This is a genomic window from Chelativorans salis (genome assembly GCF_025336525.1).
Classification (GTDB): domain Bacteria; phylum Pseudomonadota; class Alphaproteobacteria; order Rhizobiales; family Rhizobiaceae; genus Chelativorans; species Chelativorans salis.
Window position 1 is genome coordinate 1 of the sequence record NZ_JAOCZP010000008.1, and the last position, 23,964, is coordinate 23,964.

19 protein-coding genes and 1 tRNA gene are annotated in these 23,964 nt (G+C 64.7%); 5 read left to right on the plus strand and 15 right to left on the minus strand.

The window, feature by feature from the left end; all coding sequences use genetic code 11:
- Window positions 1-162: 162 nt before the first annotated feature.
- From N5A92_RS20975 to cpdR, 8 genes are all read right to left on the minus strand, one after another.
- Complete coding sequence (locus N5A92_RS20975; RefSeq protein ID WP_260906056.1) at window positions 163-651, minus strand: MaoC family dehydratase; 489 nt, start codon at window positions 649-651, stop codon at window positions 163-165.
- A gap of 33 nt (window positions 652-684) precedes the next feature.
- Window positions 685-1,500, minus strand: a complete 816-nt coding sequence (locus N5A92_RS20980; protein ID WP_260906057.1) for an SDR family oxidoreductase — start codon at window positions 1,498-1,500, stop codon at window positions 685-687.
- 73 nt (window positions 1,501-1,573) lie between these two features.
- Window positions 1,574-4,711 carry an efflux RND transporter permease subunit gene (locus N5A92_RS20985; RefSeq protein ID WP_260906058.1) on the minus strand — a complete coding sequence of 1,046 codons (3,138 nt, stop codon included), beginning with the start codon at window positions 4,709-4,711 and terminating at the stop codon, window positions 1,574-1,576.
- A 19-nt stretch (window positions 4,712-4,730) separates the two neighbouring features.
- Window positions 4,731-5,873 carry an efflux RND transporter periplasmic adaptor subunit gene (locus N5A92_RS20990; RefSeq protein WP_260906059.1) on the minus strand — a complete coding sequence of 381 codons (1,143 nt, stop codon included), beginning with the start codon at window positions 5,871-5,873 and terminating at the stop codon, window positions 4,731-4,733.
- A gap of 158 nt (window positions 5,874-6,031) precedes the next feature.
- Window positions 6,032-6,334, minus strand: a complete 303-nt coding sequence (locus N5A92_RS20995; protein ID WP_260906060.1) for a hypothetical protein — start codon at window positions 6,332-6,334, stop codon at window positions 6,032-6,034.
- On the minus strand, window positions 6,331-7,473 hold the full coding sequence (locus tag N5A92_RS21000) for a mechanosensitive ion channel family protein (RefSeq protein WP_260906061.1): 1,143 nt from the start codon (window positions 7,471-7,473) through the stop codon (window positions 6,331-6,333). Before N5A92_RS21000 ends, N5A92_RS20995 begins: the two co-directional genes overlap by 4 nt.
- A gap of 251 nt (window positions 7,474-7,724) precedes the next feature.
- Window positions 7,725-7,799 (minus strand) — tRNA-Val (locus tag N5A92_RS21005).
- 52 nt (window positions 7,800-7,851) lie between these two features.
- Window positions 7,852-8,214, minus strand: coding sequence for a cell cycle two-component system response regulator CpdR (cpdR, locus tag N5A92_RS21010; protein ID WP_159588443.1), 363 nt, complete (start codon window positions 8,212-8,214; stop codon window positions 7,852-7,854).
- A 202-nt stretch (window positions 8,215-8,416) separates the two neighbouring features.
- Here cpdR and N5A92_RS21015 point away from each other — a divergent pair, with 202 nt between their 5' ends.
- Window positions 8,417-9,307: an N-formylglutamate amidohydrolase gene (locus N5A92_RS21015; RefSeq protein ID WP_260906063.1), complete on the plus strand. Its 891-nt coding sequence runs from the start codon at window positions 8,417-8,419 to the stop codon at window positions 9,305-9,307.
- A 219-nt stretch (window positions 9,308-9,526) separates the two neighbouring features.
- Window positions 9,527-10,309, plus strand: a complete 783-nt coding sequence (gene hisN / locus N5A92_RS21020) for a histidinol-phosphatase (protein WP_260906066.1) — start codon at window positions 9,527-9,529, stop codon at window positions 10,307-10,309.
- Between the two features lie 4 nt (window positions 10,310-10,313).
- Here the strand turns inward: hisN and N5A92_RS21025 are convergent, their stop codons facing one another.
- Window positions 10,314-11,294 (minus strand): alpha/beta fold hydrolase, encoded by a 981-nt coding sequence (locus N5A92_RS21025; RefSeq protein WP_260906067.1) that lies wholly within the window; start codon window positions 11,292-11,294, stop codon window positions 10,314-10,316.
- A gap of 424 nt (window positions 11,295-11,718) precedes the next feature.
- On the opposite strand from N5A92_RS21025, the gene N5A92_RS21030 reads away from it, so the two are divergent.
- On the plus strand, window positions 11,719-12,186 hold the full coding sequence (locus N5A92_RS21030; protein ID WP_260906068.1) for an Hsp20 family protein: 468 nt from the start codon (window positions 11,719-11,721) through the stop codon (window positions 12,184-12,186).
- Between the two features lie 52 nt (window positions 12,187-12,238).
- Here the strand turns inward: N5A92_RS21030 and N5A92_RS21035 are convergent, their stop codons facing one another.
- From N5A92_RS21035 to N5A92_RS21055, 5 genes are all read right to left on the minus strand, one after another.
- Window positions 12,239-12,736, minus strand: a complete 498-nt coding sequence (locus N5A92_RS21035; RefSeq protein ID WP_260906069.1) for a DoxX family protein — start codon at window positions 12,734-12,736, stop codon at window positions 12,239-12,241.
- 5 nt (window positions 12,737-12,741) lie between these two features.
- A complete protein-coding gene (locus N5A92_RS21040) occupies window positions 12,742-13,548 on the minus strand; it encodes an HvfC/BufC N-terminal domain-containing protein (protein ID WP_260906070.1) in 807 nt (268 codons plus the stop codon).
- Complete coding sequence (gene bufB, locus N5A92_RS21045; RefSeq protein WP_260906071.1) at window positions 13,541-14,452, minus strand: MNIO family bufferin maturase; 912 nt, start codon at window positions 14,450-14,452, stop codon at window positions 13,541-13,543. The genes N5A92_RS21040 and bufB overlap by 8 nt, the downstream gene beginning before the upstream one ends.
- A 28-nt stretch (window positions 14,453-14,480) precedes the next feature.
- On the minus strand, window positions 14,481-14,804 hold the full coding sequence (locus N5A92_RS21050; RefSeq protein WP_260906072.1) for a BufA1 family periplasmic bufferin-type metallophore: 324 nt from the start codon (window positions 14,802-14,804) through the stop codon (window positions 14,481-14,483).
- Between the two features lie 148 nt (window positions 14,805-14,952).
- Window positions 14,953-15,996 (minus strand): threonine aldolase family protein, encoded by a 1,044-nt coding sequence (locus tag N5A92_RS21055; RefSeq protein WP_260906331.1) that lies wholly within the window; start codon window positions 15,994-15,996, stop codon window positions 14,953-14,955.
- Between the two features lie 487 nt (window positions 15,997-16,483).
- Here N5A92_RS21055 and gltB point away from each other — a divergent pair, with 487 nt between their 5' ends.
- Both gltB and N5A92_RS21065 read left to right on the plus strand, forming a co-directional pair.
- Complete coding sequence (gltB, locus tag N5A92_RS21060) at window positions 16,484-21,211, plus strand: glutamate synthase large subunit (RefSeq protein ID WP_260906073.1); 4,728 nt, start codon at window positions 16,484-16,486, stop codon at window positions 21,209-21,211.
- Window positions 21,212-21,272: 61 nt separating this feature from the next.
- Window positions 21,273-22,727, plus strand: a complete 1,455-nt coding sequence (locus N5A92_RS21065; RefSeq protein WP_260906333.1) for a glutamate synthase subunit beta — start codon at window positions 21,273-21,275, stop codon at window positions 22,725-22,727.
- Window positions 22,728-22,740: 13 nt separating this feature from the next.
- Here the strand turns inward: N5A92_RS21065 and N5A92_RS21070 are convergent, their stop codons facing one another.
- Window positions 22,741-23,964: an SGNH/GDSL hydrolase family protein gene (locus N5A92_RS21070; protein WP_260906075.1), complete on the minus strand. Its 1,224-nt coding sequence runs from the start codon at window positions 23,962-23,964 to the stop codon at window positions 22,741-22,743.

The following is a 23,964-nucleotide window of genomic DNA, read 5'->3' on the forward strand; positions in this document are numbered from 1 at the left end:
CAATAGCTATCCTTGCCGCTTTGTCTCCCTCGCGCGGCGAGAATATGATGGATAGTGGTTTAGGCACGAACCTTGCTGCTTTTTCACGGTTTGCGATACTGCCGTCAAGCCAGCGTCGGCGTCCTTTTGCGGAGTGGCGGCAGCAGAGAGAGGACACAGCGCTCACGCGGCGGTCTCACCTGCCCGGTCCGGCATGGCGAGCGTCAGCCAGCGTGCTGTCAGCGCCGGCTTGAGGCTGTTCTCGATTTCGACCGTCACATCGTAATGGCACTCGACGATACCCGACGGACGCACCTTCAGTTGCGCCAGTAGGAAGCGGGCGCGGATGCGTGCGCCGGATTTGACGGGATTGAGAAAACGGACGCGGTCGAATCCGAAATTTACGCCCGCGCTTGTTCCTTCGAGCTGCGGCACGGCCTCGAAAATCATGGTCGAAAGCAGCGACAGCGACAGGAACCCATGGGCGATAGTGCCGCCATAGGGCGTTTCGCGGGCGGCGCGCTCCGGGTCGGTGTGGATGAACTGGTGATCGTCGGTCGCCGCCGCAAACTGGTTGATCATCTCCTGCGAGACGGTGCGCCAGTTGGAGACGCCCACTTCCTCGCCCACAAGCGCTTCGGCTTCGTCGATTGTGATGGTGTCCCTACGCAACAGCCGCAACCCCCGTTTTCTCCGTGGACGGCCTCAGTCCCTGAACAGCTTCATGCCGTGCTGGGCCGATTGGCCGCCGTCGATGGGCAAGATGGCACCCGTGACGTAGCTGCCAGCCCGCCCGCACAGATACAGCGTCGCGCCGGCAATGTCATCCGGCGCGCCAATCCTTCCCAGAGGAACGCGCGCACCTACCTTGGCCGCCTTTTCTTCGGTGCCGGTGGCAAACGCCGTCATGCGGCTCTGGAAGGGGCCGGGGGCCAGTGCGTTGACAGTGACGCGTTTTGCCGCGAACTCGTTTGCCAGCGTGCGCGTCAAGTGATGCACGGCTGCCTTGGAAGCGGTGTAGGAATAGGCGCCGTCGGCGATTGGTTGGCTACCCATGACGGAACCGAGATTGACGACGCGGGCAGGATCTTCCTCGCCCGCCGCCTTCTCAAGAAGCGGCAGCAGCTCGCGCGTGAGATGGAAAAGGCCGGTGACGTTGATGTTCAGTACCCGCGCCCAAGCATGGTAGGGGAAGCTTTCCAATCGCTCGCCCCAGCTCGCGCCGGCATTGTTGAACAGAATGTGGAGCTTGTCCGTGCGCTCGCTTACTGCGGCGGCGAGTTGCGTTACGCCCTCTTCGGAGCCCACATCGCCGGCAAAGCCTTCCGCCGAGCCGGCGGCGTCCAGCGCATTCAGTTCCTTGGCCACGGCGGCGCACTGGTCACCGCGGCGCGAGGCGATCATGACATGAGCACCGGCGCGCACCATCGCGCTCGCCGCCATGCGGCCGATGCCGGAGGCTCCTCCCGTGACCAATGCTGTTTTGCCGGCGAGCGAAAAGAGCTCTTCGAAGATCGTCATCCCACCTTTTCCTTGCCGCAGCACAAAGCCGGCGACAGTCTGTTCATCCGGTCCGTTTTGTAAAGCCCCGTTGCTACCGAGGTTTGGAGGCAGAGGCGGACGCGGCGTGGTTGAGCTCGCGCTCGAGGCGGGCTTCCTCCTCCACCTTGGGCGTGATGAACCGGCCAAGAAGCAGATAGGCCACCGGCGTGAGGTAGAGCGTGGAGAGTGCTGAGAGTCCCAGCCCGCCGACGATCACCCAGCCGAGCGCGACGCGCGCCTCGGCGCCCGCCCCGGTCGCCAGCACCAGCGGCAGGCCGCCGACCACGGTACATATCATGGTCATGGCCACCGGCCGCAGGCGGATGAGGGAAGCCTGCTCGATCGCCTCACGCACGTTCAGCCCGCGGTCGCGCAGCTGGTTGGCGAACTCGACGATGAGGATGCCGTTCTTGGCCATGATGCCGACCAGGAGCACGAGACCGATCTGGCTGTAGACGTTGAGGCTCGTGCCGGTAAGGAGCAGCGCGAAGACCGCGCAGGCGAGCCCCAGCGGCACTGTGGCCATGATGATAATGGCGCTGACGAAGCTCTCGAACTGGGCTGCCAGGACAAGCAGGATGATGACTACGGCGAAGCCGAAGATGGTCAGCATGCTGTTGGCCGTCTCGCCCAGTGTCGCGGCCTCGGCCAGCGGGATGATGCGGGCTCCCGGCGGCAGGTGCGGCTCGGCGATCTCCTTTGCGGTTTCCAGGGCGGTGCCGAGCGGGAAGTTATCGGCGAGCCCGGATGTCACCTGCACGACCCGCATCTGCTCCTCTCGCACGAGCGAGGGCGGAACGGCCTCCTCGCGCAACGAGGTGATGGTTGAGACGGGAACGAAGCGCCCGTCGCCCGTCCTGACGAAAATATTCTCCAGGTCCGTCGGATCGTTGATCGGGTCGGTGGTCGACAAGAGCTTCACGTCGAAGCTCTTATCATCGATGAAGAGGGAGCCGATCTTGCGGCCGTCGAGCAGGGCCTGGATGGCCTCGCCCAGTCCTGCGATCTCGATGCCGAGGTCGGAGGCGCGCTGGCGGTCGATCTCCACCTTTAACTGCGGCTGAGTGGCATCCTGCGACAGACGCGGTCTGTCGAACCGCGGATCCTCTTCCATATCCGCGACGATGGCCATGGCGGCCTCGGTCAGGCGCTCGTAATTGTAGCCCGCCACGGCAAATTGCAGCCCGCTGCCGGAGCCGCGAATACCCAGGCTATTGGGCTGGAAGGCGAAGGCGCGCACGCCAGGTACGCGAGCTGCCAGCGCGTTAACCTCGTCGAGGATTTCCTGCTGGCTGCGTTCGCGTTCTTCCCAGGGCGCCAGGCCGAGCACCAGGAAGCCGCGGTTGGAGCCGCCCATGCCGACGATGGAGAAGGTGCTGCGGATTTCGCCGCGCTCGCGCAGTGGCTCGATCAGCGTTTCGATCTGGCGCATGTTCCCGGTCAGATAGTCAAGGCTCACGCCCTGCGGTGCGGAAACACGCATGAAGGCCACCGAGCGGTCTTCGCTCGGCGTGAGTTCGGACTTGACGGTGCCGAACATCCCATAGGCGGCCGCCGCAAACAGTACGGAGACGAGCAGGATCACGGCCGGCGCGTCGAGGCAGAAGTGCAAGGTTTTCGCGTAAAGCCGGGAGAGACCCTCGCCGAAGCGCGCCATGGGGCTTGGGGGCGCCGTTTCGTGCCCGGAGCTGCGCTCGCCCGAGGCAAGCATGCGCGAGGCGAGCATCGGGCACAGCGACAGCGCGACGATGGACGACAGGAAGACGGCAATAGCCAGCACGAAGCCGAACTCGCGGAACAGGCCGCCGGCCTGGCCGGGCAGGAAGGAGAGCGGCACGAAGACCGCCACCAGCACGGCCGTGGTAGCAACGACGGCGAAGAACACCTCCTGCGTGCCGAGCACGGCGGCCGCGCGGGGGCCCATGCCCTGGTTACGCCGGCGCACGATGTTTTCAAGGACGACGATGGCGTCGTCGACGACAAGGCCGGTTGCAAGCACGAGCGCAAGCAGGGTGAGGATGTTGATGGAGAAGCCCGTCAGGTAGATGGCTGCCACCGTGCCGATCAAGGCCACGGGGATGGCGACGCCGGGGATAATGGTGGCACGCACGTCGCGCAGGAACAGGTAGATCACCAGGAGCACCACCGTCACGGCGATGCCGAGCGCGATCTCCACCTCGTGGATGGCCCCGTTGATGAATATGGCGTCGTCGCTGGTGACGGCAATCTCCATGCCCTCCGGCAGGATCGGCCTGATCTCCTCGACGGCCTCGCGGACACCGGCGGAGATGTCGAGCGTATTCGACTGGGCTTGGCGCACGATCCCCAACCCGATGCCCGCCCTGCCGTTGGAGCGCAGCCGGCTCTCGCCCAGATCGGGACCGAGGGTAACGACAGCGACGTCGCCTAGGTGCACGTTGCGCGAAAGCTGGATGGCCTCCAGATCCTCCGGCGTGGTGATGGACGCCGTCGCCCGCACGATCAGGTCCTGGGTGCCGCTGGTCAGCGAGCCGGCGGGGCTGTCGAAAGCCACCGTCGACAGCGCGTTGCCGATGTCGCCGATGGTCATGCCGAGGCTGGCAAGCCGCGCCTGGTCGATGTCGACGCGGAAGATCTTGTCGCGGTCGCCGTAGACCTGCACGTCGGCGACGCCGGTCACGGTGGCGAGCTTGTCGACGATCTCGTCCTCTACGAAGACTGTCATGTCCTCGACCGACATTTCGTCGGAGGTGACGGCCAACCGCATGACCGCCTGTGCGTCGTCGTCGGCCTTGACGATGGTCGGTGCGTCGGCGTCATCGGGCAGCTGGTTCTGGACGCGGCCCACCGCATCGCGCACGTCCGAAGCGGCGGCATTGATGTCGACGCTCTCGCGGAACTCGATGGTCACCCGGCTCCGGCCGAAGGAGGAAGAGGAAGAGATGGTCGAAACGCCGGCGATACGCGTCACCGCGTTCTCGAGGACGGCGGTTATCTCGCGGTCGATGGTCTCAGCCGCAGCGCCGTCAAAACGCGTCGTGACGGAGATCACCGGGCGGTCGACATCCGGCAGTTCGCGCACCTCGACGCCGTAGAGCGCGGCAAGGCCGGCAACCGCGATCAACGTATTGACGACGAAGGCGAAAACGGGGCGGCGCACGAAGAGCGCGGTAATGCCGCCGCCGGCCTGCTCTATCTTTCCCTCGCTCATGGCGCCGTTCCCTGTCCCCTCACGAGCCGCGCGGCTGGCTTTCGTTGCCGGCGATTGACACGCCCTGGCCCTCGCGCACCGCGTGCACGCCCTCGACGACCGCCTGGTCGCCCTCGGCGAACGCGCCGTCGACGAGCACGCTGTCGGAGTTGCGCTGGATGATGCGCACAGGGGTGCGCCGCGCCACGCCGTCGCGCACCACCCAGACATATGCCCCCTCGGTGCCCCACTGAACGGCAAGCGGATCCACCGCCGGGTAGGTTTCGCCGGCGAACGCCATGCTCACGCGAAAGGCCATGCCAGAGCGCAGCGTGTCGGCTGGATTGTCGATGCGGCCCTGGACGCGCAGCGTCCGGCTTTCCTGGTCGATCTTGTTGTCGATGGCGCGGACGGTGCCGGTGTAGCTCTCGTCGGGGCGGGCGATGGATCGGGCGGTGAGCGGCATGCCGACCGCCAGTGCGCCGGCATAGCGCTCCGGCACCCAGAAATCGACGAGGATCTGCGAGCGGTCGTCGATGGTGGCAATGTCATCCGAGGATGTCACATAATCCCCCTGCGCAACCGGCAGGATGCCGACGAAGCCACCTATTGGCGCCACGATCTCGCGACGTTCCAGCGCCAGGCGTGCTTCGCGCAGGGCAAGTTCGGCATTGCGCACTTCCAGTTGCACCTCGGTCTGCTGGACGGCGGTGACGGTGTTGGAGGAACGCAGGGCGCTGATGCGCTCGAGCCGTGCACGCGCGTCATCGAGCGCCAACTCCGCACGGTCTACGGCGATGCTCTCGGTTTCCGAATCCAGGCGCGCGATGATCTCGCCGGCCTCGACCTCCGCGCCTGGCTCCACGGAAACCTCGGTGAGACGTCCGGACGTGAACGGCCGCACGGCGACCGTGCGCAGCGCGTTGCCGGTACCGATTGCGGTGAGCCGGTCGTTGATGGTGGCGGTGGTTACCGGCGTTGCGACCACCGGGCTCTGCATGCCGCCTCCACGCCGGCCGGGACCGCCGCGCGGCGCCTCATCGGCGGGAGCTGTTGCGGCAGGCGCCTCGCCGATACCCCATTCGGCCGCCACCTCCGCCGCGCCTGGAAAGAAACGATACCAGACGACGGCGGCGGCCCCCAGAAGCAGGAGACACAAAAGGGCCTGTTTCCACCATGTCATCCGTCTCTCCGGAATAGGTACGCGCACAAGGGGTCTTGGTCAGCGCAGTGCGCGCGACCGCATATCCCCGGCTTCTACCGCCCTTGTACGGCAAGAGCGGGCGCGGTTCATCCTTTATACCATTAAATTACTGTAAGGATCAGCCGAAGCTCCAGGCCTCAGGCCGGTGTCCCCCGCCGCGTGCGACCGACATTGGTGGCGATCTCGGTATAGGCGGCGGTGCTGCCGGGAATCCTGCGCCTGTTGGCCTCGCGCAGAAAGCGCAAGGGAAACAGGACCGCCTCTACATTGGACGGCGAGAGCTGATCCGGGCGCAGCCGGTCGGCGGCCAGCGCCGTTTCAGCTTCGGCAAGGGCGGCGTCGATCTCTTCCGCCTCGGCCAGGCCCTTCTCGCGCATCAGCGAGCAAAGGGCCGAGACGGCCATCAGCATGCCTTCCATCTGCAGGTTCGCGGTGTTCATTGTCGGCCTCCCTCGGGGTTTGCCTCATAGTGGAATGCGGGCTGCCTGACCGGTGCTTCGCTGGCGTCCGTCTCGGCACGGAAGCGCGGCAGCGATTGCGGATAGTTCGTGGCCAGGAATGCGATAAGCTGTTCGCGAATGTCGCACTTCAGCGAGAAGACATCGCCGGAATCGGCGCCGCTCGCCAAGACGCGGACCTCCATCGTCGTCTCGCGCAGGTCAGTGACCTGGACGGCAAATGTCTCGCCGTCCCACAAGGGCGATGCTCGCACGATCTCCTCGGCCTTCTTGCGCAGTACGGCGACAGGGACAGAGAAGTCGACATAGAAAAATACAACACCGATAAGTGCCGTCTCGTCCCGCGTCCAGTTCTGGAACGGGCGCTCTATGAAGTAATTGAGCGGGATGATGAGGCGCCGGCGGTCCCACGCGCGCACGACGACGTAGGTCGAGGTGATCTCCTCCACATTGCCGTACTCGCCCTCGACAACCAAAGCGTCGTCGATGCGGATCGGCTGGGTGACGGCGAGCTGGATGCCGGCGAAGAGGTTCTTCAGCATCGGCTGCAGCGCCAGACCCACGACGATGCCGGCCGCGCCCGCGGAGGCGAGCAGGCTGATGCCGTATTGGCGCACGGTGTCGAAGGTCATCAGCATGGCGCCGATGCCGAGGATCAGGATCAGCATTCCGGCGATGCGCTGCAGGATGCGCATCTGGGTGACGTGCTTGCGCGCCAGGAGCTCGTCCTCCGCATCGAGCTTGAAGCGCCTCAGATGCAGCGTGGTGAAGATGTGCATGGCCAGCTGCGCCAGCCGCATGACGATGGCGATGAAGCCGATCAGCAGCACATGATGCAGAATACGGGCGACGGTTTCCGGCAAGGGCGCCAGCGGCGCGGCCAGCGCCAGCCCGCCAACGGCAAAGGCGAGTCGCAAGGCGTTGGTGGTGCGCGCCACCAGCGAGCGCCAGAAAAGATCACGCGGCGCGACGAAGCGGATGAGAAACCGGTGGAGAAGCCAGTGCAGCACGAGGGCGGCGGCCAGCGCCACGGACAGGATGAGGAAGGCGGCCAGAAAATCCGGCGTCACCTCCGTCAGCGCTTCCAACTGCGCCGCCCCTTCGTTCAAAAGTCCATCCATGCTTCCCTCATATCATATCGTGGCGGGTCTTGCCTGCCCACGCCCTTCGGCGCACCTCGATCCTCTGATGAAACCGCTGCGTGCAATAGCTTCTCAAGTTCTTGTATAAGTTGAGGATAGGCGCGTAGCTGTTTGATCTGGAAGGATTGTTGCCGAACCTGAAGAAGGAAATATGTTCTCCTGCGCTGAGGTCACAGGACACTTCTTCGTCCAACGATCTTCGGACGGATTGCTGCTCAAAGCTCGAAGGATGGTGGGCGTGACAGGGATTGAACCTGTGACCCCTTCGATGTCAACGAAGTGCTCTCCCGCTGAGCTACACGCCCATCCGACGCGCGCATACACCACATATTCGCGGGCGGCGTCAATAGGAAGGTTTCAGGCCGCCTGCAACAGTTTCTCCACCTCGTTGACGAGGTCGCGCAGGTGGAAAGGTTTCGAAAGAACCTTGGCGTCGCGCGGGGCGTTGGAATCAGGATTGAGCGCCACTGCCGCGAAGCCGGTGATGAACATGACCTTCAGGTCTGGGTCGATCTCGGTGGCGCGGCGGGCAAGCTCGATACCGTCCATCTCCGGCATGACAATGTCGGTCAGGAGCAGCGAGAAGGGCTCCTCGCGCAGCCGTTCGTATGCGCCGGCGCCATTGTCGAAATCGATTACCTCATAGCCGGCGCGTTCCAGCGCCTTGACGAGGAAACGCCGCATGTCGTCGTCGTCTTCCGCGAGAAGGATTCGTGCCATTAGTTACTTCCGAAACAGACCCCGAGCGCCCTTAGGCCGGCAACCGCCATATATCACGCTATATGATTCTGGCATGGTAAATATCAAGTGAATGGTGGCAGCGGAAGAGCGCTGCGGCAAGCGGGCACTCTGGACAGGGGGCTGTCCGGGTGGCAGGCTTCCAGGGGAGCAAGGGCAAGGTTTCAAAGGGTTCAACACCTAGATGAGCGCACAGGCGGACTTTTCCGACATTCCAGCCTTCCAGGTGCAGACGGCGGGCGAGCAGCGCATCCCATTCGTTTTCAACTCCCCGCATAGCGGACGTCACTATCCATCCCGCTTTCTGGCGATGAGCCGGCTCGACGCCGCCACCATCCGGCGCTCTGAGGATTGTTATGTCGATGAACTGTTCTCCACCGCCGCTTCTCTCGGCGCGCCGCTTCTCAGCGCCAATTTCCCGCGCGCCTATCTCGACGTGAACCGCGAGCCGTGGGAACTCGACCCGCGCATGTTCCGCGAGCCGGTGCCTTCCTTCGCCAATATCCGCTCGCCGCGGGTGGCCGGCGGGCTCGGCACCATTCCGAAGCTGGTGGGCGAGGGGCTCGATATCTATGGTTCGCGCCTGCCGCTCGAGGAGGCGCTGTCGCGCATCGAGCACATTTACCGCCCTTACCACGCCTGCCTCGCGGAGCTTCTGCAGCGGACGCGGGATACTTTCGGATATGCGATCCTGATCGACTGCCACTCGATGCCGGCCAACATCCGCGTAGGCGATGGGTCGCTGCGGCCCGATTTCATCATCGGAGACCGTTTTGGCTCTTCCGCCGCGCCAGGACTGACCGAGCACGCGATTTCGCTGCTCGCCGCCAGGGGCTACGCCGTGGCGCACAACAAACCCTATGCCGGCGGCTTCATAACCGAGCATTACGGCAGGCCGGCCGAGCAAGTCCACGCCCTGCAGATCGAGATTAACCGCGGGCTTTACATGAATGAGCGCACGCTGCAGCGCGTGGAGGGCTTTGGCACGCTTGCCGACGACCTGGCCGAATTCATACGAACGCTGACGATGATCCCCGACCAGTTTTTCCTTACCGTGCCCATGGCTGCGGAATGACAGGTCGCGGCCGCTCTGCCAGCAAGGCGGCGGGGTAAAAAAAGAGACCGTATCGTTTACACGACACGGCCATAAGTCTAGGGAGGAACCGCCCAAGGAGGGCATAGATAGAATCAACTATCCGAATCAAATTTTATGTTGCGCTGCACAATTGTCAAGCCCTAAGTCCGAAATCGCGCAAAAAAGAGCTGGATAATCGTGCCGCAGCGGGGGAATCCAATGCTTGAGACCCACCCCACACCCGAATTCATGCGTCGTCTCGCCGCTGCCGCAGCCGCCGAGACACTGCCGCGATTCCGCAAGGGCGGCGATGTCGGCAACAAACATGCCGCCGGCTTCGACCCTGTGACGGAGGCTGATCGTGCCGCCGAGATGGCCATCCGAGCGCTCATCCGCGAGCATTTCCCCGACCAGGGGATCATCGGTGAGGAATTCGGCACGGAAGGGGCCGGCAACAGCCACATCTGGGTGATCGACCCGATCGACGGCACACGCGCCTTCATCTCGGGCCTGCCGCTGTGGGGCACGCTGGTGGGGCTCACCGTCGACGGCAAGGCGGTTGCCGGCATGATGTCACAGCCCTTTACGGGGGAGCTCTATTATGCCGATGGCGAAGGCGCGCATTACGAGGGACCGGGAGGGGGGCGGCGGCTCGCCACGCGCGGCACCACGCATCTTGCCGACGCGACCCTTTGCACCACCACACCGGCGCTCTTCGACGCGCCGCGCCGCGCGCTCTACGACCGGGTGGAAATGGCCGTACGTCTGCCGCGCTACGGCACCGACTGCTATGCCTATGCCATGGTGGCGGCCGGCCATGTCGACCTGGTGATCGAGTGCGACCTCAATCCATACGACATCGTGGCACTCATTCCCATCATCGAGCAGGCCGGCGGTATCATCACCACGTGGGACGGCGCCCGTGCGGAGGCCGGTGGGGACATCGTCGCCGCCGCCACTCCGGAGCTGCATGAAAGGGCGCTGGCGCTTTTGCGTTCCTGATGTTTCAGCCAGCATCCGCCGTCGGTTGGGGCGCCTGGATACCGCCGCCACGGCTGGGTCGCGCGAAAGCTTCGAAGGCAGCGAGAACCTGTTCCCGGTAGAGGTCTGCTTCCTGGAGAAGTTCATGGCGCGCGCCGTCGATGGTCAGCACATGCGCCGAGCGCAAACCCTTTGCATAGCGTTCGATGGCAGGGGTTGAGACAACCCGATCGGCGCTGGCGGCGAGAAACAGGATGGGCAGACGTATCCCGGCCATGAACTCCCGCTCGCGCACGCGCTCCGCGGCGGTGAAGGCGGCGCGCAGCCATGCTGTGGAGAGGTTGGCGACGGCGAGTTCGGGATGAGCGCTCAACAGCGCCTCGTTGCGTGTATAGCGGGTGGAATCGCTGGTTAGCCGGTTCGCTGCAAATGGTATTTCTGCGCCGCGCCGGCCTGCGCCGGGGACAGGACGGCTTCCAAGGCCGCAGGCGAAATAGGTGCTCGTAAACGCCCTCACCAGGGATAGCGGCAGAGGTGCGATAAAGGTGAAGAGGGGCGCGAGGAGCACCATGCGGCTGACGCGGCTGGCAAGGTGCGGGCTCGCGAGAAGCGCGATGAGCGCGCCGGTGGAGTGGGCAAGCACGGTATAAGGCGGGCGGCAGTCCGGTAATACGATTTCCGTGAAGAACCGATCGAGATCGGCGACATAGTCGTCAAAGGTCTCGATATGCCCGCACCCCGCGTTGGGCAGCAGCCGGTCCGAGCCGCCCTGGCCGCGCCAGTCCAGCGTGGCGGCGGCAAAGCCGCGCTTGGCGAGATCCCCAACTGTCTCGAAATACTTCTCGATGCTCTCGTTGCGTCCTTGCAGTAGCACGACGGTGCCGTTCTCGGCGCGACAGGGGAAGTGGGCATAGCGGATGCGCACCCCGTCGTCCCCCGTCATCATGCCCGCCACGGCGCTCTTCGGCAGGGGATTTTCGGGAATTTCGCGCAGCAGGTCGGACATGGATCGGGTTCGCCGCTTTCGAGCGGGGGCACCTCGACCGTGATAGTGAGGAGGCCCGTCAAAAGCAAAGGATTTCATGAGCGGAGGGCGTTGTCTATCGCAGACCGGGGATGGTGCGAGGACCATCCCCGGCATTCCGGAACACATGGAAGGGACGGTTGCATGTGCCCCGGAAAGTACGATGGGTGAAAGGGTAAAGCCGCGTGTGTGAACGTAAGGCGAAGGGTTCGTTCAGGCTGTGTTCATCTTTCGGTTATCGCGGTTGTCGTGCCCCGCCCTTCTCGATCTTGAACGGCGCGCGAAAAATACCCAAATCTGGCACGCGGCCGCCGTGAATGGGGCCGCTGGCCAGGAAAAGGGAACGCCGAGACGGGTTTCCGGCAGTGGCCAAACGCAAACTTGTTGCTCAACAGGAGGACAGACCATGCGTCATGTCGATTTTTCCCCGCTTTACCGTTCGACGGTCGGCTTCGACCGGCTTTTCACCATGCTGGATTCGCTTGGCCAGCTTGATGGCGGTCAGCAGACCTACCCGCCCTACAACATCGAGCGCACGGGCGAGAACGCTTACCGTATCTCGATGGCAGTCGCCGGCTTCTCCGAAGACGAGATCTCGGTCGAGGCGCACCGCAACGTGCTGACGATCAAGGGCGAGAAGAGCGATGAGCAGAAAGACGAGGGTGCCGAGGTGCTTTACCGCGGTATCGCCGCGCGCACTTTCGAGCGGCGCTTCCAGCTCGCCGATCATGTCGAGGTGCAGGGCGCAACGCTGAAGGATGGCCTCTTGCACATCGATCTCGTCCGCAACATCCCCGAGGAGATGAAGCCGCGCAAGATCGCGATCACCTCCTCGAAGGAGAAGTCGAAGCAGATCGAATCCAAGGCCGCGTAAGGCCTTCAGACTCATCGAAACGGCAGAGCGGCGCCTTGCGGGCGCCGCTTTTCTATCGGGCGAACCGCGCAAGGAGGTGATCGGCCGAAGCCTTCCCCGGCCCCCATGCCATGATGGCGAGCGCCATCGCCGCCCATGTAAGATGCAATGGCCAGCCGCTCGGCACCGTCACCTGTATGACGATGGTCATGGCCAGCAGGCCGAGGGCGGCAAGCCGTGTCGCCAGCCCGACGACGAGCAGCAGTGGAAGCAGGATCTCCGCCGAGCCAACGAGGAAAGCGACGATGCCAGGTGCGGGAAAGCCGTAGGGGCCGCCGGGCAATTGCAGCTTGAATTCCTGGGCGAAGAGAAGCACCGCCACCTCGTTGAGATCCAGGAAGCCGTCCCATTTGTTGATGCCTGAACGCCAGAAGGGGACGGCAAGCGCCAGCCGCAGCGCCAGTTGGGTAAGCGACGGGAACGCGATTGTCCTCACCAGCGCATTTACCCGCTCGACCAGCGTCGAAAGCGCATGCCTGCCTGCGTAACCGGCATCTTGCATATCGGCCATCGTCTTCACCCTTCAGATACCGCCACCGCTGTGAATGCGCCGGCTTCAAGCATGCCGGCGATGTTGGCGGCCGGAACGAACCTCTCGTCGTCTTCCAGTGCCGCGACCACCGCCTCGCCAAGCGGCTTGCCCGCCATCAGCCCTTCCAGGAACGCCGCACCCCCAGGCGGCAGGCGGCGCACAATGACTTCCAGCTCCGGGCGCGTCACCAGGCCATCCTCCGGGTCGGCGGTCTCCAGCCGGCCGACGGGTCCGTCCTGGCGGTTGAGCGCGAATATAGTGACGGCGGGGAAGCGGGAGCGCACGACCCTTGCCGCCGGATGGGCGGTGAAAGTCGCTTGCGAGAGCTTTTCCGGCGGGATCGCGGCCAGCGCATCCGGTTTCAGCGGCCCTGTGTCGGCGGCGTGATAGGCGTCGAGCCAGGCACGCTCGATGCGCGCGACATCGGCGAGATAGGGAAGCGTGCGTGCGTGCTCGAAATTTTCGATGAAATCTGCGAAACCGCGCCCGTATTCGAACAGCAGCGGCGATGTCGGCGGGGTCTGCCGCACGTGGATCCTGGCCATGGCGCGGAAGAAGTCTTCGCCAACGATGCGCCGTGTCGCCGGAAATGTGTCCGCCAGCGCTTTGACGAGGCTCACCGTCACATTGTTGCGGTAGACGTTGTAGCGCTTCTTCGCCGCCTTGCCGTTCGGCCCGGCGATCAGTCCAGGCTCCTCCACCTCGGGGTCGAGCAGCGGCGGCGTGAAGGCGCCCGCATAAGCTAGGCGGCCACGTCCCCGTTTCGCCAGCGATATCACCCGCTCAGGCATTGGCCGCGCCGCGTTCCCGGGACGCCGCGTAGCGGTCGAGAATTTCCTGCGCCGCCGCGGCCTCCGCCTTCAATACAGGCCAGTCGGGAATGTCGCTGTCCCATTCAACGAGCGTGGGAACGGGACCACGGCGGCCGATCACGATCTCGTAGAGCTTCCACACGGCGTCCGCCACCGGCCCGTCGTGGCTGTCGATCAACAGAAGCGCGCCTTCGTCGTCCTCCTGCTCGGCGTGGCCGGCCAAGTGGATTTCGCCAACATGTTCCAGCGGGAAGTCAGCAAGGTACTCCAGCGCCGAATAGCCATGGTTGGTGGCCGAGACGAAGACGTTGTTGACGTCGAGCAGCAGGCCGCAGCCCGTGCGCTGGACAAGCGCGCTCAGGAACTCGGTCTCGCCCATCGTCGATTCCTTGAAGACGACATAGGTCGAAGGGTTTTCAAGCAGGATCGGCCGGCCGATCGCCTCCTGCATCTCCTCGATATGCTCGGCCACACGGGCAAGCGTCGCCTGTGTATAGGGCAGCGGCAGCAGGTCGTTGAAATAGGTCGTCTCGTGGGTCGACCATGCCAAATGCTCCGACACCAGCGCCGGCTCGTAGCGGTCGACCAGGGATTTGAAGCGTTGCAGATGGCCCTTGTCGAGCGGTTGCGCGCCGCCGATGGACATGCACACCCCGTGAAGCGAGACCGGCCACCGCTCGCGGATGGCGGCAAGTGCCGCATGGGGCGGGCCGCCGGCGCCCATATAGTTTTCGGCGTGGACCTCGAAGAAGCCGACGGGGGCAGGGTCGGCATGGATCCCGACGAGGTGCTCGGGCTTCAGGCTCGCCCCGGCGCTCCCATGCACGGGGAATGCCGGAAAGCGGGCCGCCTCGACGCGGTCGACGACAGGCATACCGATCATGGGTGCCTCCCTTTCCGGCAGTTTTCGATCAGGACGGGATGTCGCGGTCGAGCGCCTCGGGCGAGCCCATGCGGTCGCCGGGAAGCTCCATCGTCTCGCAGGTGCCTCCGGCAACGAATTTCCAGGCGTTGCCCTGATAGTCCACCGTCGAGGTGCCCTGGCAGGTGGTGCCGGGTCCCGCGGCACAGTCGTTCTGGCCGGCGAGTGCCACGCCGTAGCACTTCTCCATGCCGGCATCCATCGCCGCCTTGACTTCGGCTTCGCTCAGAGGAGCCGCTGCGGCGCCGGTCGCCAGCGCGGCGGTGACGGCACTCGCCAGATAGGCGGCGCCAACGAAGGTCTTCGTGGACATGTTCTCTCTCCTCTTGGGGTTTCGAAAAACGACCGGTCGGTCGCCGGCCGGTCCGTTCTCCCAAAGGAGGCAGTCACTTGGAAATCAAGGTCGCGCGATCAATCGTCACGGCCTGGTTACAGCGGCGTGAGCGCGGCGTGCGCAGCCTTCAGGCCACGATCTGACCGAACCGGTCCACCTCCTCCTCGGTGGTGGCGAAGCTGGTCACGAACCGGAGGAGCATTTCGCCTTCGCCGAGCAAGCTTGCGTATGGCGCCGGCCAATCGTGGAACGCGACGCCGCCGGCCTTGAGCTCCTCGGCTGTTGCGGTTTCCATGACGGTGAAGACTTCGTTGGCGTCCGGCCGCCAGGCGAGCCTAAGCCTGGCCGACTTTTCCACATGACCGGCGAGCCGCGCGGCCATCGCGTTGGCATGGCGGGCGTTCTTCAGCCACAGGTCGTCGCGGAAATAGGCGTCGAACTGGGCGGCGATGAAGCGCGATTTGGAGAAGAGGTGGGCGGCGCGCTTGCGCAGGAAAGGCATGTCGCGGGCTTGTCCGGGGTCCATCACGACGATTGCCTCGGCGCACCAGCAGCCGTTCTTGGTGGCACCGAAGGAGACGACGTCGACGCCGCGTTTCCAGGTCATCTCCGCCGGCGTGGTGTCGAGGGCCGCGAGCGCGTTGGCGAAGCGGGCGCCGTCCATGTGCAGCGGCAGGCCATGGGCGCGGCAGGTCTCAGAGATGGCAGCGATCTGGTCGAGCGAGTAGACCGTGCCGATCTCCGTCGCCTGGGTGATGGAGACAGCCATGGGCTGGCCCATATGGACAAATTCCGCCGGGAACTGCCGGATAGCCTTTTCCAGCGCTTCGGTTCCCACACGGCCGAGAGCGCCGTCGACGCCGTGCGTCCTGGCGCCGCCGGTCAGATATTCCGGCGCTCCGCCCTCGTCCTCCAGCATGTGTGCATGTGCGTGGCAGAAGATGACGCCGCCCGGCCGGTTCGCAAGCGCCATGGAGAGCGAATTGGCGGCCGTGCCGGTGGCGACGAAGAAGACCGCCACCTCGCGCTCGAAAATCTCGCAGAAACGCTCTTCCACCCTGCGGTCGATGTCGCTCAGGCCGTAGGCCGTGGCAAAGCCGCCCGAGTGCTCGGCCAGCGCTTGCGTGATGGCCGGGTGGGCACCGGCCCAGTTGTCGGAGGCGAAGTTGATCGTCATCGGGTGAACCTCTAAGCTGCGGGGCGCACCCTTGCGTGTTGCCGGCGTGGATTCAAGAATTATGTAACGCGGGTGGCGTGGCAGCCTGTTGATGTTTGCGAACTTGCTGAAGGGACGTAAATGCCGCAACTTTGTTGCTCTCCCGGAGCGGTTTTTTACATTTTCGTCTTGTGTGGCGCTCCGTTTTCTGGCATGTGAGGAAATAGGACAGGAGTACTGTCTTATTTATCCGCTGTTCGCGGGCCGGTTTGCGCTATAATGGCGGCATTAAGGCACCAGAAGAATGCGCGGATATGGCGGGGCCCGGGGTGGGAATCCTGGCGCATCGCCTACTAGAAGAAGCGTACCGTGGGAGACGGTAAAGCGTTCTTCCGGCTTTTCGTAAGATATGCCGACCGACCGACCGAGATGCGCCGTCGATCAGAGGGCCGCTCGAAACAGACCCGACGCCCCGGAGGGGCCGAACGCGGAGGATGAAGCGATGACGGACATGACGCCATCTGTACCGACCGGGCAGGCGCCCGCCGTACGGACCCGGACGGCTGCCGCCAAACGCGCTTCATTTCCTGCTGGCCTGCCTTCCGCACGCGGCCTCTACGACCCGCGCAATGAGCACGATTCGTGCGGCGTCGGCTTCGTCGCGCACATGAAGGGTGCCAAGTCGCACTCCATCATCGAAGATGGCCTGGCGATGCTGGAGAACCTGACGCATCGCGGCGCGGTGGGTGCGGACCCGCTGGTAGGCGACGGCGCCGGCATGCTGGTGCAGATCCCCGACAGCTTCTTCCGCGAGGAAATGGCGAGAGAGGGCATCGAGCTGCCGGAGGCCGGCAGCTACGGTGTCGGCCATCTGTTCATGCCCCAGGATGCCGAACGCAGGGCCCATATCGAAGGGATCATCGCCGAAGTGACGCGCGCCGAGGGGCAGGTGCTGCTCGGCTTCCGCGACGTGCCGGTAGACAATTCCTGCCTTTCCAAGGCGCCTGAGATCGTCGCCTCCGAGCCGGTGCACCGCCAGGTCTTCATCGGGCGCGGCCCGAGCATTGTTGACGAAGAGGATTTCGAGCGGCGGCTCTACATCCTGCGCAAGGTGGTTTCCGGCCGCATCCATGAAGAGACGGACGGGCGCGACAACGGCTTCTACATCGTCTCCTTGTCGGCGCGCACCATCGTCTACAAGGGCATGTTCCTGGCCTACCAGCTTGGCGCCTACTACAAGGATCTGAAAGACGCGCGCTTCGAATCGGCGCTGGCGCTCGTGCACCAGCGCTTTTCGACCAACACCTTCCCCTCCTGGAAGCTGGCGCACCCCTACCGCATGGTCGCCCACAACGGCGAGATCAACACGCTGCGCGGCAATGTCAACTGGATGGCGGCGCGCCAGGCGTCGGTCGATTCAGAGCTGTTCGGGAACGACATCTCCAAGCTCTGGCCAATCTCCTATGAAGGCCAGTCGGATACGGCGTGTTTCGACAACGCACTGGAGTTCCTCAATCAGGGCGGCTACCCGATGGTGCACGCCATGATGATGCTCATCCCGGAAGCCTGGGCCGGCAACAAGCTGATGAGCCCGGAGCGGCAGGCGTTTTACGAATATCACGCAGCCCTGATGGAGCCGTGGGACGGGCCGGCGGCAGTGGCTTTCACCGACGGGCGGCAGATCGGCGCCACGCTCGACCGCAATGGCTTGCGCCCCGCGCGCTACCTCGTCACCGACGATGACCGTGTCATCATGGCATCGGAGGCCGGCGCGCTGACGGTGCCGGAGGAGCACATCGTGGAGAAGTGGCGGCTGCAGCCCGGCCGCATGCTGCTCCTCGACCTCGATGAAGGGCGCATCATCTCCGATGATGAGCTGAAGGCGCAGATCGCCACCAAGCATCCCTTCCGCGAATGGCTGAACAACACGCAGCTCATACTGGAGGAGCTGAAGCCCGTGGCGCCGCGCGAGCTCAGGCAGGATGTCTCGCAGCTCGACCGGCAGCAGGCCTTCGGCTATACGCAGGAAGACGTGCGCATGCTGATGCCGCCCATGGCCACGACCGGCCAGGAGGGCATCGGCTCCATGGGCACCGACACGCCAATCTCGGCAATGTCGGACAAGTCGAAGCTGCTCTACACTTATTTCAAGCAGAACTTCGCCCAGGTCACCAACCCGCCGATCGATCCGATCCGCGAGGAACTGGTGATGAGCCTTGTCTCTTTCATTGGTCCGCGCCCGAACATCTTCGACCTTGTCGGCAGCTCGCGGCGGAAGCGGCTGGAGGTGCGCCAGCCGATCCTGACCAACGGGGATCTGGAGAAGATCCGCTCGATCGGCCACACCGAGGACCGGTTCGACACCAAGACGCTCGACGTCACCTATTCGGCAATCGAAGGCGCGACCGGCATGATCGGCGCGCTCGACCGGCTGTGCGACCGGGCGGAAGCGGCGGTGGCCGGCGGCTACAACATCATCATCCTGTCGGATCGGCAGATTGGGCCGGATCGGGTGGCCATCCCGATATTGCTCGCGACCGCGGCAGTGCACCATCACCTGATCCGCAAGGGTCTCAGGACCTCCGTCGGCCTCGTCGTGGAATCGGGTGAGCCGCGCGAGGTGCATCATTTCTGCTGCCTTGCCGGCTATGGCGCAGAGGCCATCAACCCCTACCTCGCCTTCGACACGCTGCTCGACATGCATGCCAAGGGCGAGTTCCCGCCCGAGGTGGACCCGAACGAGGTGGTGAAGCGCTATATCAAGTCCATCGGCAAGGGCATTCTCAAGGTGATGTCCAAGATGGGCATCTCCACTTACCAGTCCTATTGCGGCGCGCAGATCTTCGACGCGGTCGGGCTGAGGTCGGACTTCGTGGAGCGCTATTTCACCGGTACCGCCACGACGATCGAGGGCGTGGGGCTGGAGGAGATTGCGGCGGAGACGGTCTCCCGCCATGCGGCCGCCTTCAGCGACGACCCGGTGCTTCGCAACTTCCTGGACGTGGGGGGCGAGTACAACTACCGCATCCGCGGCGAGGAGCACGCCTGGTCGCCCGATGCCGTGGCCACGCTGCAGCACGCCGTGCGCAAGAAGTCGTGGGAGAACTATCAGGAGTTCGCTGAACTCATCAATGGCGAGACGGCCAGGGCCAAGACCATTCGCGGCTTGTTCGAGATCAAGACCGCCAAGAACACAGGACGCAAGCCCATATCCGTCGAGGACGTCGAGCCGGCCGTCGAGATCGTCAAGCGTTTCTCCACCGGCGCCATCTCCTTCGGCGCCATCAGCCGCGAGGCGCATGTCACGCTGGCGCGCGCCATGAACGCCATCGGCGGCAAGTCCAACACCGGCGAAGGTGGCGAGGAGGCCGATCGCTTCCTGCCGTTGCCCGACGGCACGATGAATCCGGAGCGCTCGGCCATCAAGCAGGTGGCGAGCGGCCGCTTCGGCGTGACCACCGAGTATCTCGTCAATTCAGACATGATGCAGATCAAGGTGGCCCAGGGTGCCAAGCCCGGTGAGGGCGGCCAGCTGCCCGGTCACAAGGTGGATGCGACCATCGCCAAGGTGCGCCATTCGACGCCCGGCGTGGGGCTCATCTCGCCGCCGCCGCACCACGATATCTATTCCATCGAGGACCTGGCGCAGCTCATCTTCGACCTGAAGAACGTCAACCCGTCGGGCGACGTTTCCGTCAAGCTCGTCTCGGAAGTCGGCGTCGGCACGGTGGCGGCGGGCGTTGCCAAGGCGCGCGCCGACCATATCACCATCGCCGGCTATGACGGCGGCACGGGTGCCTCGCCGCTCACCTCCATCAAGCATGCGGGCAGCCCCTGGGAGATGGGTCTCGCCGAGACGCACCAGACCTTGGTGTTGAACGGCCTGCGCTCGCGCGTTGCGCTGCAGGTCGACGGCGGTCTGCGCACGGGGCGTGACGTGATCGTCGGTGCGCTTCTGGGAGCCGACGAGTTCGGCTTCTCCACTGCGCCGCTCATCGCAGCCGGCTGTATCATGATGCGCAAGTGCCACCTCAACACCTGTCCGGTGGGCGTCGCCACGCAGGATCCGGTGCTCCGCAAGCGCTTCAAGGGCACGCCCGAGCACGTCATCAACTACTTCTTCTACATCGCCGAGGAAGTGCGTGCGCTTCTGGCGGAGATGGGCTTCACCAGGCTCGACGATATCATCGGCCAGTCCGACCGTCTGGAGAAGCGGGCGATGATCGACCATTGGAAGGCTAAGGGGCTCGATTTCTCCCGCGTCTTCTTCAAGCCCGAGGCGCCGCGCGAAGCGACGCGTTGGACCGAACGGCAGAAGCATCCGATCGAGGATGTCCTCGATCGCAAGCTGATCGCGGCAAGCCAACCGGCGCTGGAGCGCAAGGAGAGGATCGAGTTCAAAACCGATATCTGCAATATCGACCGCACCACGGGCGCCATGCTGTCGGGCGAGGTGGCCAAGCGCTACGGCCACAAGGGCCTGAAGGACGACACCATTTCCGTGCGGTTTACCGGCACGGCGGGCCAGTCCTTCGGCGCGTTCCTGGCGCGCGGCATCTCCTTCGAGCTCGAGGGCGATGCCAACGACTATGTCGGCAAGGGGCTGTCGGGCGGACGCATCGTCATTCGGCCTTCCGCCAAATCCGCCATCGTACCGGAGCGCTCCATCATCGTCGGCAACACCGTGCTCTACGGCGCCATCGAGGGCGAGTGCTATTTCCGTGGCGTGGCGGGCGAGCGCTTCGCCGTGCGCAACTCGGGCGCGGTGGCGGTCGTGGAAGGCGTGGGCGACCACGGCTGCGAATACATGACCGGCGGCGCGGTGGTCGTGCTCGGCCAGACGGGGCGCAACTTCGCGGCCGGCATGTCGGGCGGCGTGGCCTATGTGCTCGACGAGGAAGGTGATTTCTCCGAGCGCTGCAACATGGCCATGGTCGAGCTGGAGCCGGTGCCGGAGGAGGACGAGATCCTCGAGAAGCTGCACCACCACGGCGGCGACATCGCCCATATGGGCCGCGTCGACGTGTCGGGCGACATGACCCGTCACGACGAGGAGCGCCTCGCGCACCTGATCTCCAATCACTACCGCTATACGGGTTCGGAGCGGGCGCGGGTGATCCTCGACAACTGGGCGGACTACCGGCCGAAGTTCCGCAAGGTGATGCCCGTCGAGTACCGCCGGGCACTTGAGGAAATGGAGCGCATGCGCATGGGGCTGGCGGCGGAGTAATTCCCCGGCACTTTGAAACTGGCTGCGGGCCTGAACGGGCCGTCAGGAACAAGGAATGAGTATGGGCAAGGTTACAGGCTTTCTTGAGATCGACCGGCAGGAGAACAAGTATCAGCCGGCGTCAGACCGGATTCGGCATTTCCGCGAGTTCACGCTGCCGATGTCGGACAAGGAGGTCGAGAAACAGGCCGCGCGCTGCATGGATTGCGGCATTCCCTTCTGCCATGGGCCGATGGGCTGTCCCGTGCACAACCAGATCCCGGACTGGAACGACCTCGTCTATCGCGGTGATTGGGAGACGGCGATCCGCAATCTCCACTCCACCAACAATTTCCCGGAGTGGACGGGCCGCATCTGCCCGGCACCCTGCGAGGAAGCCTGCACACTGAACCTTGAGGACGTCCCCGTCGCCATCAAGACCGTCGAGCAGGCGATCGGCGATAAGGCGTATGAGTTCGGCTATGTACGCCCGCAGCCGGCGGACAAGAAGACGGGCAAGCGGGTGGCCGTCATCGGCTCGGGGCCTGCCGGCATGGCGGCGGCCCAGCAGCTCGGCCGCGCCGGCCACGACGTGCATGTCTACGAGCGCGAGAGCCGGCCTGGCGGGCTGATGCGCTACGGCATACCCGACTTCAAGATCGAGAAGCACTATATCGATCGCCGCGTAGAGCAGATGCAGGGCGAGGGTGTGACCTTCCATTGCGGCGTCAATGTCGGCGTGGACAAGCCCGTGGCCGAGCTTCTGGCCGAGCATGACGCCGTGCTCTACTGCGGCGGTTCGGAAACGCCGCGCCCGGCGGGTATTCCCGGCGTCGAGCTCGACGGCGTGCACGACGCCATGCCCTATCTGGTGCAGCAGAACCGGCGCATCGGCGGTGAGGACATCCAGTCCGTCGCCTGGCCATCCGAGCCGATTCTTGCTGGCGGCAAGCATGTCGTGGTGGTGGGCGGCGGCGATACGGCGTCGGATTGCGTCGGTACGGCCTTTCGCCAGGGCGCGGTGCGCGTCACCCAGCTCGACATCCGCCCCAAGCCGCCCGAGAAGGAAGACAAGCTCGCCGTGTGGCCCTATTGGGCGACGAAAATGCGCACCTCCTCCAGCCAGGCGGAGGGCGCGCAACGGGAGTTTCAGGTCGCCACGCTTGAATTCGTCGGCGAGGACGGGGAGCTGATCGGTGTCAAGTGCTGCGAGGTGGACGAGCGGCGCAAGCCCATCGCCGGCACGGAGTTCATCATCAAGGCCGACCTCGCCTTCATCGCCATCGGCTTTGCCGGACCGGTCGAAACGGGCGTGCTCGGCGAAATGAGCGACAAGCTGGCGATCGACGTCGATCGACGCAACTCCACCAACGTGGCGGCGGACGATAAGGACTACCGCACCACGATCGACCGTTTCTTCGCCGCCGGCGACGTGCGGCGCGGCCAGTCACTGGTGGTCTGGGCCATCCGTGAGGGCCGCCAGGCGGCGCGCGCCATCGACGAATTCCTGATGGGGAGCACGGTGCTGCCGCGTTAGCGCACTCCGGCATTTAGGGCTCGACAGCCGTCGTCGTCTCCTCGTCGGTCTCTACCACCGGCGCCTCGCGTTGCCGGCGCAGCGAGAAGTTATCGGCGCGGCCGGGCTGGGCCTCCGGTGCCGGGCGATCCGGTGCGGCCGTGGACGTGGCGCCGAGCAGTTCCGTGCCGCTGCCAAGATCGGGGCCGGCGAGCGAGATCGGAGCGGTGCGGCCGCTGTCGGCCGGCTCACCCAGTGCAACCCCCGGTTCGGGCAGGTTCTCGATATCGAGCTGTTCGATGCCGGGTGCGACGGCGCCGCCCAGCAGCTTGCCCAGCGGCTTCTCCACATAGAAGGCGACCTTGCGCTTGGCGGGCCGCGTCAGGTTGATACCGTCGCTGCCGCGCAGGCGCACCGGCTGCCCGTTCATGTCCGGCCCGGTGAAGACGAAGGCGCCATTCTCGTCCACGAAACCTTCCCAGATGTCGACGAAAGTGCCGCCGGCGGCCTCCGCCGCTCGGCTGTGGATGTCGTTGAAGGCCAGCATGTCCGATGACATGGATGAGGATTTGAATGGCGGGAGCCCGGTCCAGATGAGGGGCACATCCGCGGTTTCAACCGCCCCGGCGAAAGCCGTCACCCGGCGTGTATACTCCTCCAGCCACTGTTCACTCTGCGGACTCTCGCGCTGGCCGTTCACGACAAGCTGCTGTCGGTCGTTGGAGCCGATCATGACGACCATCACGTCCGGTTGCACCTCCTCCAGGATCGGAATGATCTCGCTGTTCCAGTCGTAGTAGTCGTCGCGCACGAAGCCGGAGGAGCCGTTGCTGCGATCGATGATGCGTACGCCTGGCGATTCCGCGTAGGCCGCTTCGAGCCCCTCGGCCAGTCCACTGGCGAGGAAATCGCCGACCACAAGAACGACGCGGGCGTTCTGCAGCTTTTCGATCGCCGGCTCAGGGGCTGGCGCAGGCGCCGCGCGAGTGGGCTGTCGCCGTGTGGCGGCGGGTGGTGCCCTTCGTTGGGGGATGGCGCCGGGCGGCTGCGGATATGTGCGCTGTGGTTGGCGCGCCGGAGGCAGTTGCTCCCGCCGTGGCGGGCCGAACAGAAGATCGAAGATCCCGCGCCTGCGGATCACTTCCTGGGCGAATGCGCCATCCTGGAAGGAGGGCAGGGCGGTGAAGAAGACGGCAAGGCAGACAATAACCAGCACCAGCCGCGGGAAGCGGGAAGCCGTGCACGTGCCTGCCGCCAT

Excerpts from the sequence above, each read along its gene's own strand:
- N5A92_RS21030 (WP_260906068.1), top strand. The coding sequence starts at position 11,719 with ATGCGTCATGTCGATTTTTCCCCGCTTTACCGTTCGACGGTCGGCTTC.
- N5A92_RS21050 (WP_260906072.1), bottom strand. The coding sequence starts at position 14,804 with ATGTCCACGAAGACCTTCGTTGGCGCCGCCTATCTGGCGAGTGCCGTC.
- bufB (WP_260906071.1), bottom strand. The coding sequence starts at position 14,452 with ATGATCGGTATGCCTGTCGTCGACCGCGTCGAGGCGGCCCGCTTTCCG.
- N5A92_RS21040 (WP_260906070.1), bottom strand. The coding sequence starts at position 13,548 with ATGCCTGAGCGGGTGATATCGCTGGCGAAACGGGGACGTGGCCGCCTA.
- N5A92_RS21035 (WP_260906069.1), bottom strand. The coding sequence starts at position 12,736 with ATGGCCGATATGCAAGATGCCGGTTACGCAGGCAGGCATGCGCTTTCG.
- N5A92_RS21025 (WP_260906067.1), bottom strand. The coding sequence starts at position 11,294 with ATGTCCGACCTGCTGCGCGAAATTCCCGAAAATCCCCTGCCGAAGAGC.
- N5A92_RS21065 (WP_260906333.1), top strand. The coding sequence starts at position 21,273 with ATGGGCAAGGTTACAGGCTTTCTTGAGATCGACCGGCAGGAGAACAAG.
- hisN (WP_260906066.1), top strand. The coding sequence starts at position 9,527 with ATGCTTGAGACCCACCCCACACCCGAATTCATGCGTCGTCTCGCCGCT.
- N5A92_RS20980 (WP_260906057.1), bottom strand. The coding sequence starts at position 1,500 with ATGACGATCTTCGAAGAGCTCTTTTCGCTCGCCGGCAAAACAGCATTG.
- N5A92_RS20990 (WP_260906059.1), bottom strand. The coding sequence starts at position 5,873 with ATGACATGGTGGAAACAGGCCCTTTTGTGTCTCCTGCTTCTGGGGGCC.
- N5A92_RS20995 (WP_260906060.1), bottom strand. The coding sequence starts at position 6,334 with ATGAACACCGCGAACCTGCAGATGGAAGGCATGCTGATGGCCGTCTCG.
- N5A92_RS21015 (WP_260906063.1), top strand. The coding sequence starts at position 8,417 with ATGAGCGCACAGGCGGACTTTTCCGACATTCCAGCCTTCCAGGTGCAG.
- gltB (WP_260906073.1), top strand. The coding sequence starts at position 16,484 with ATGACGGACATGACGCCATCTGTACCGACCGGGCAGGCGCCCGCCGTA.
- N5A92_RS21070 (WP_260906075.1), bottom strand. The coding sequence starts at position 23,964 with ATGGCGGCAGGCACGTGCACGGCTTCCCGCTTCCCGCGGCTGGTGCTG.
- cpdR (WP_159588443.1), bottom strand. The coding sequence starts at position 8,214 with ATGGCACGAATCCTTCTCGCGGAAGACGACGACGACATGCGGCGTTTC.
- N5A92_RS20985 (WP_260906058.1), bottom strand. The coding sequence starts at position 4,711 with ATGAGCGAGGGAAAGATAGAGCAGGCCGGCGGCGGCATTACCGCGCTC.
- N5A92_RS21000 (WP_260906061.1), bottom strand. The coding sequence starts at position 7,473 with ATGGATGGACTTTTGAACGAAGGGGCGGCGCAGTTGGAAGCGCTGACG.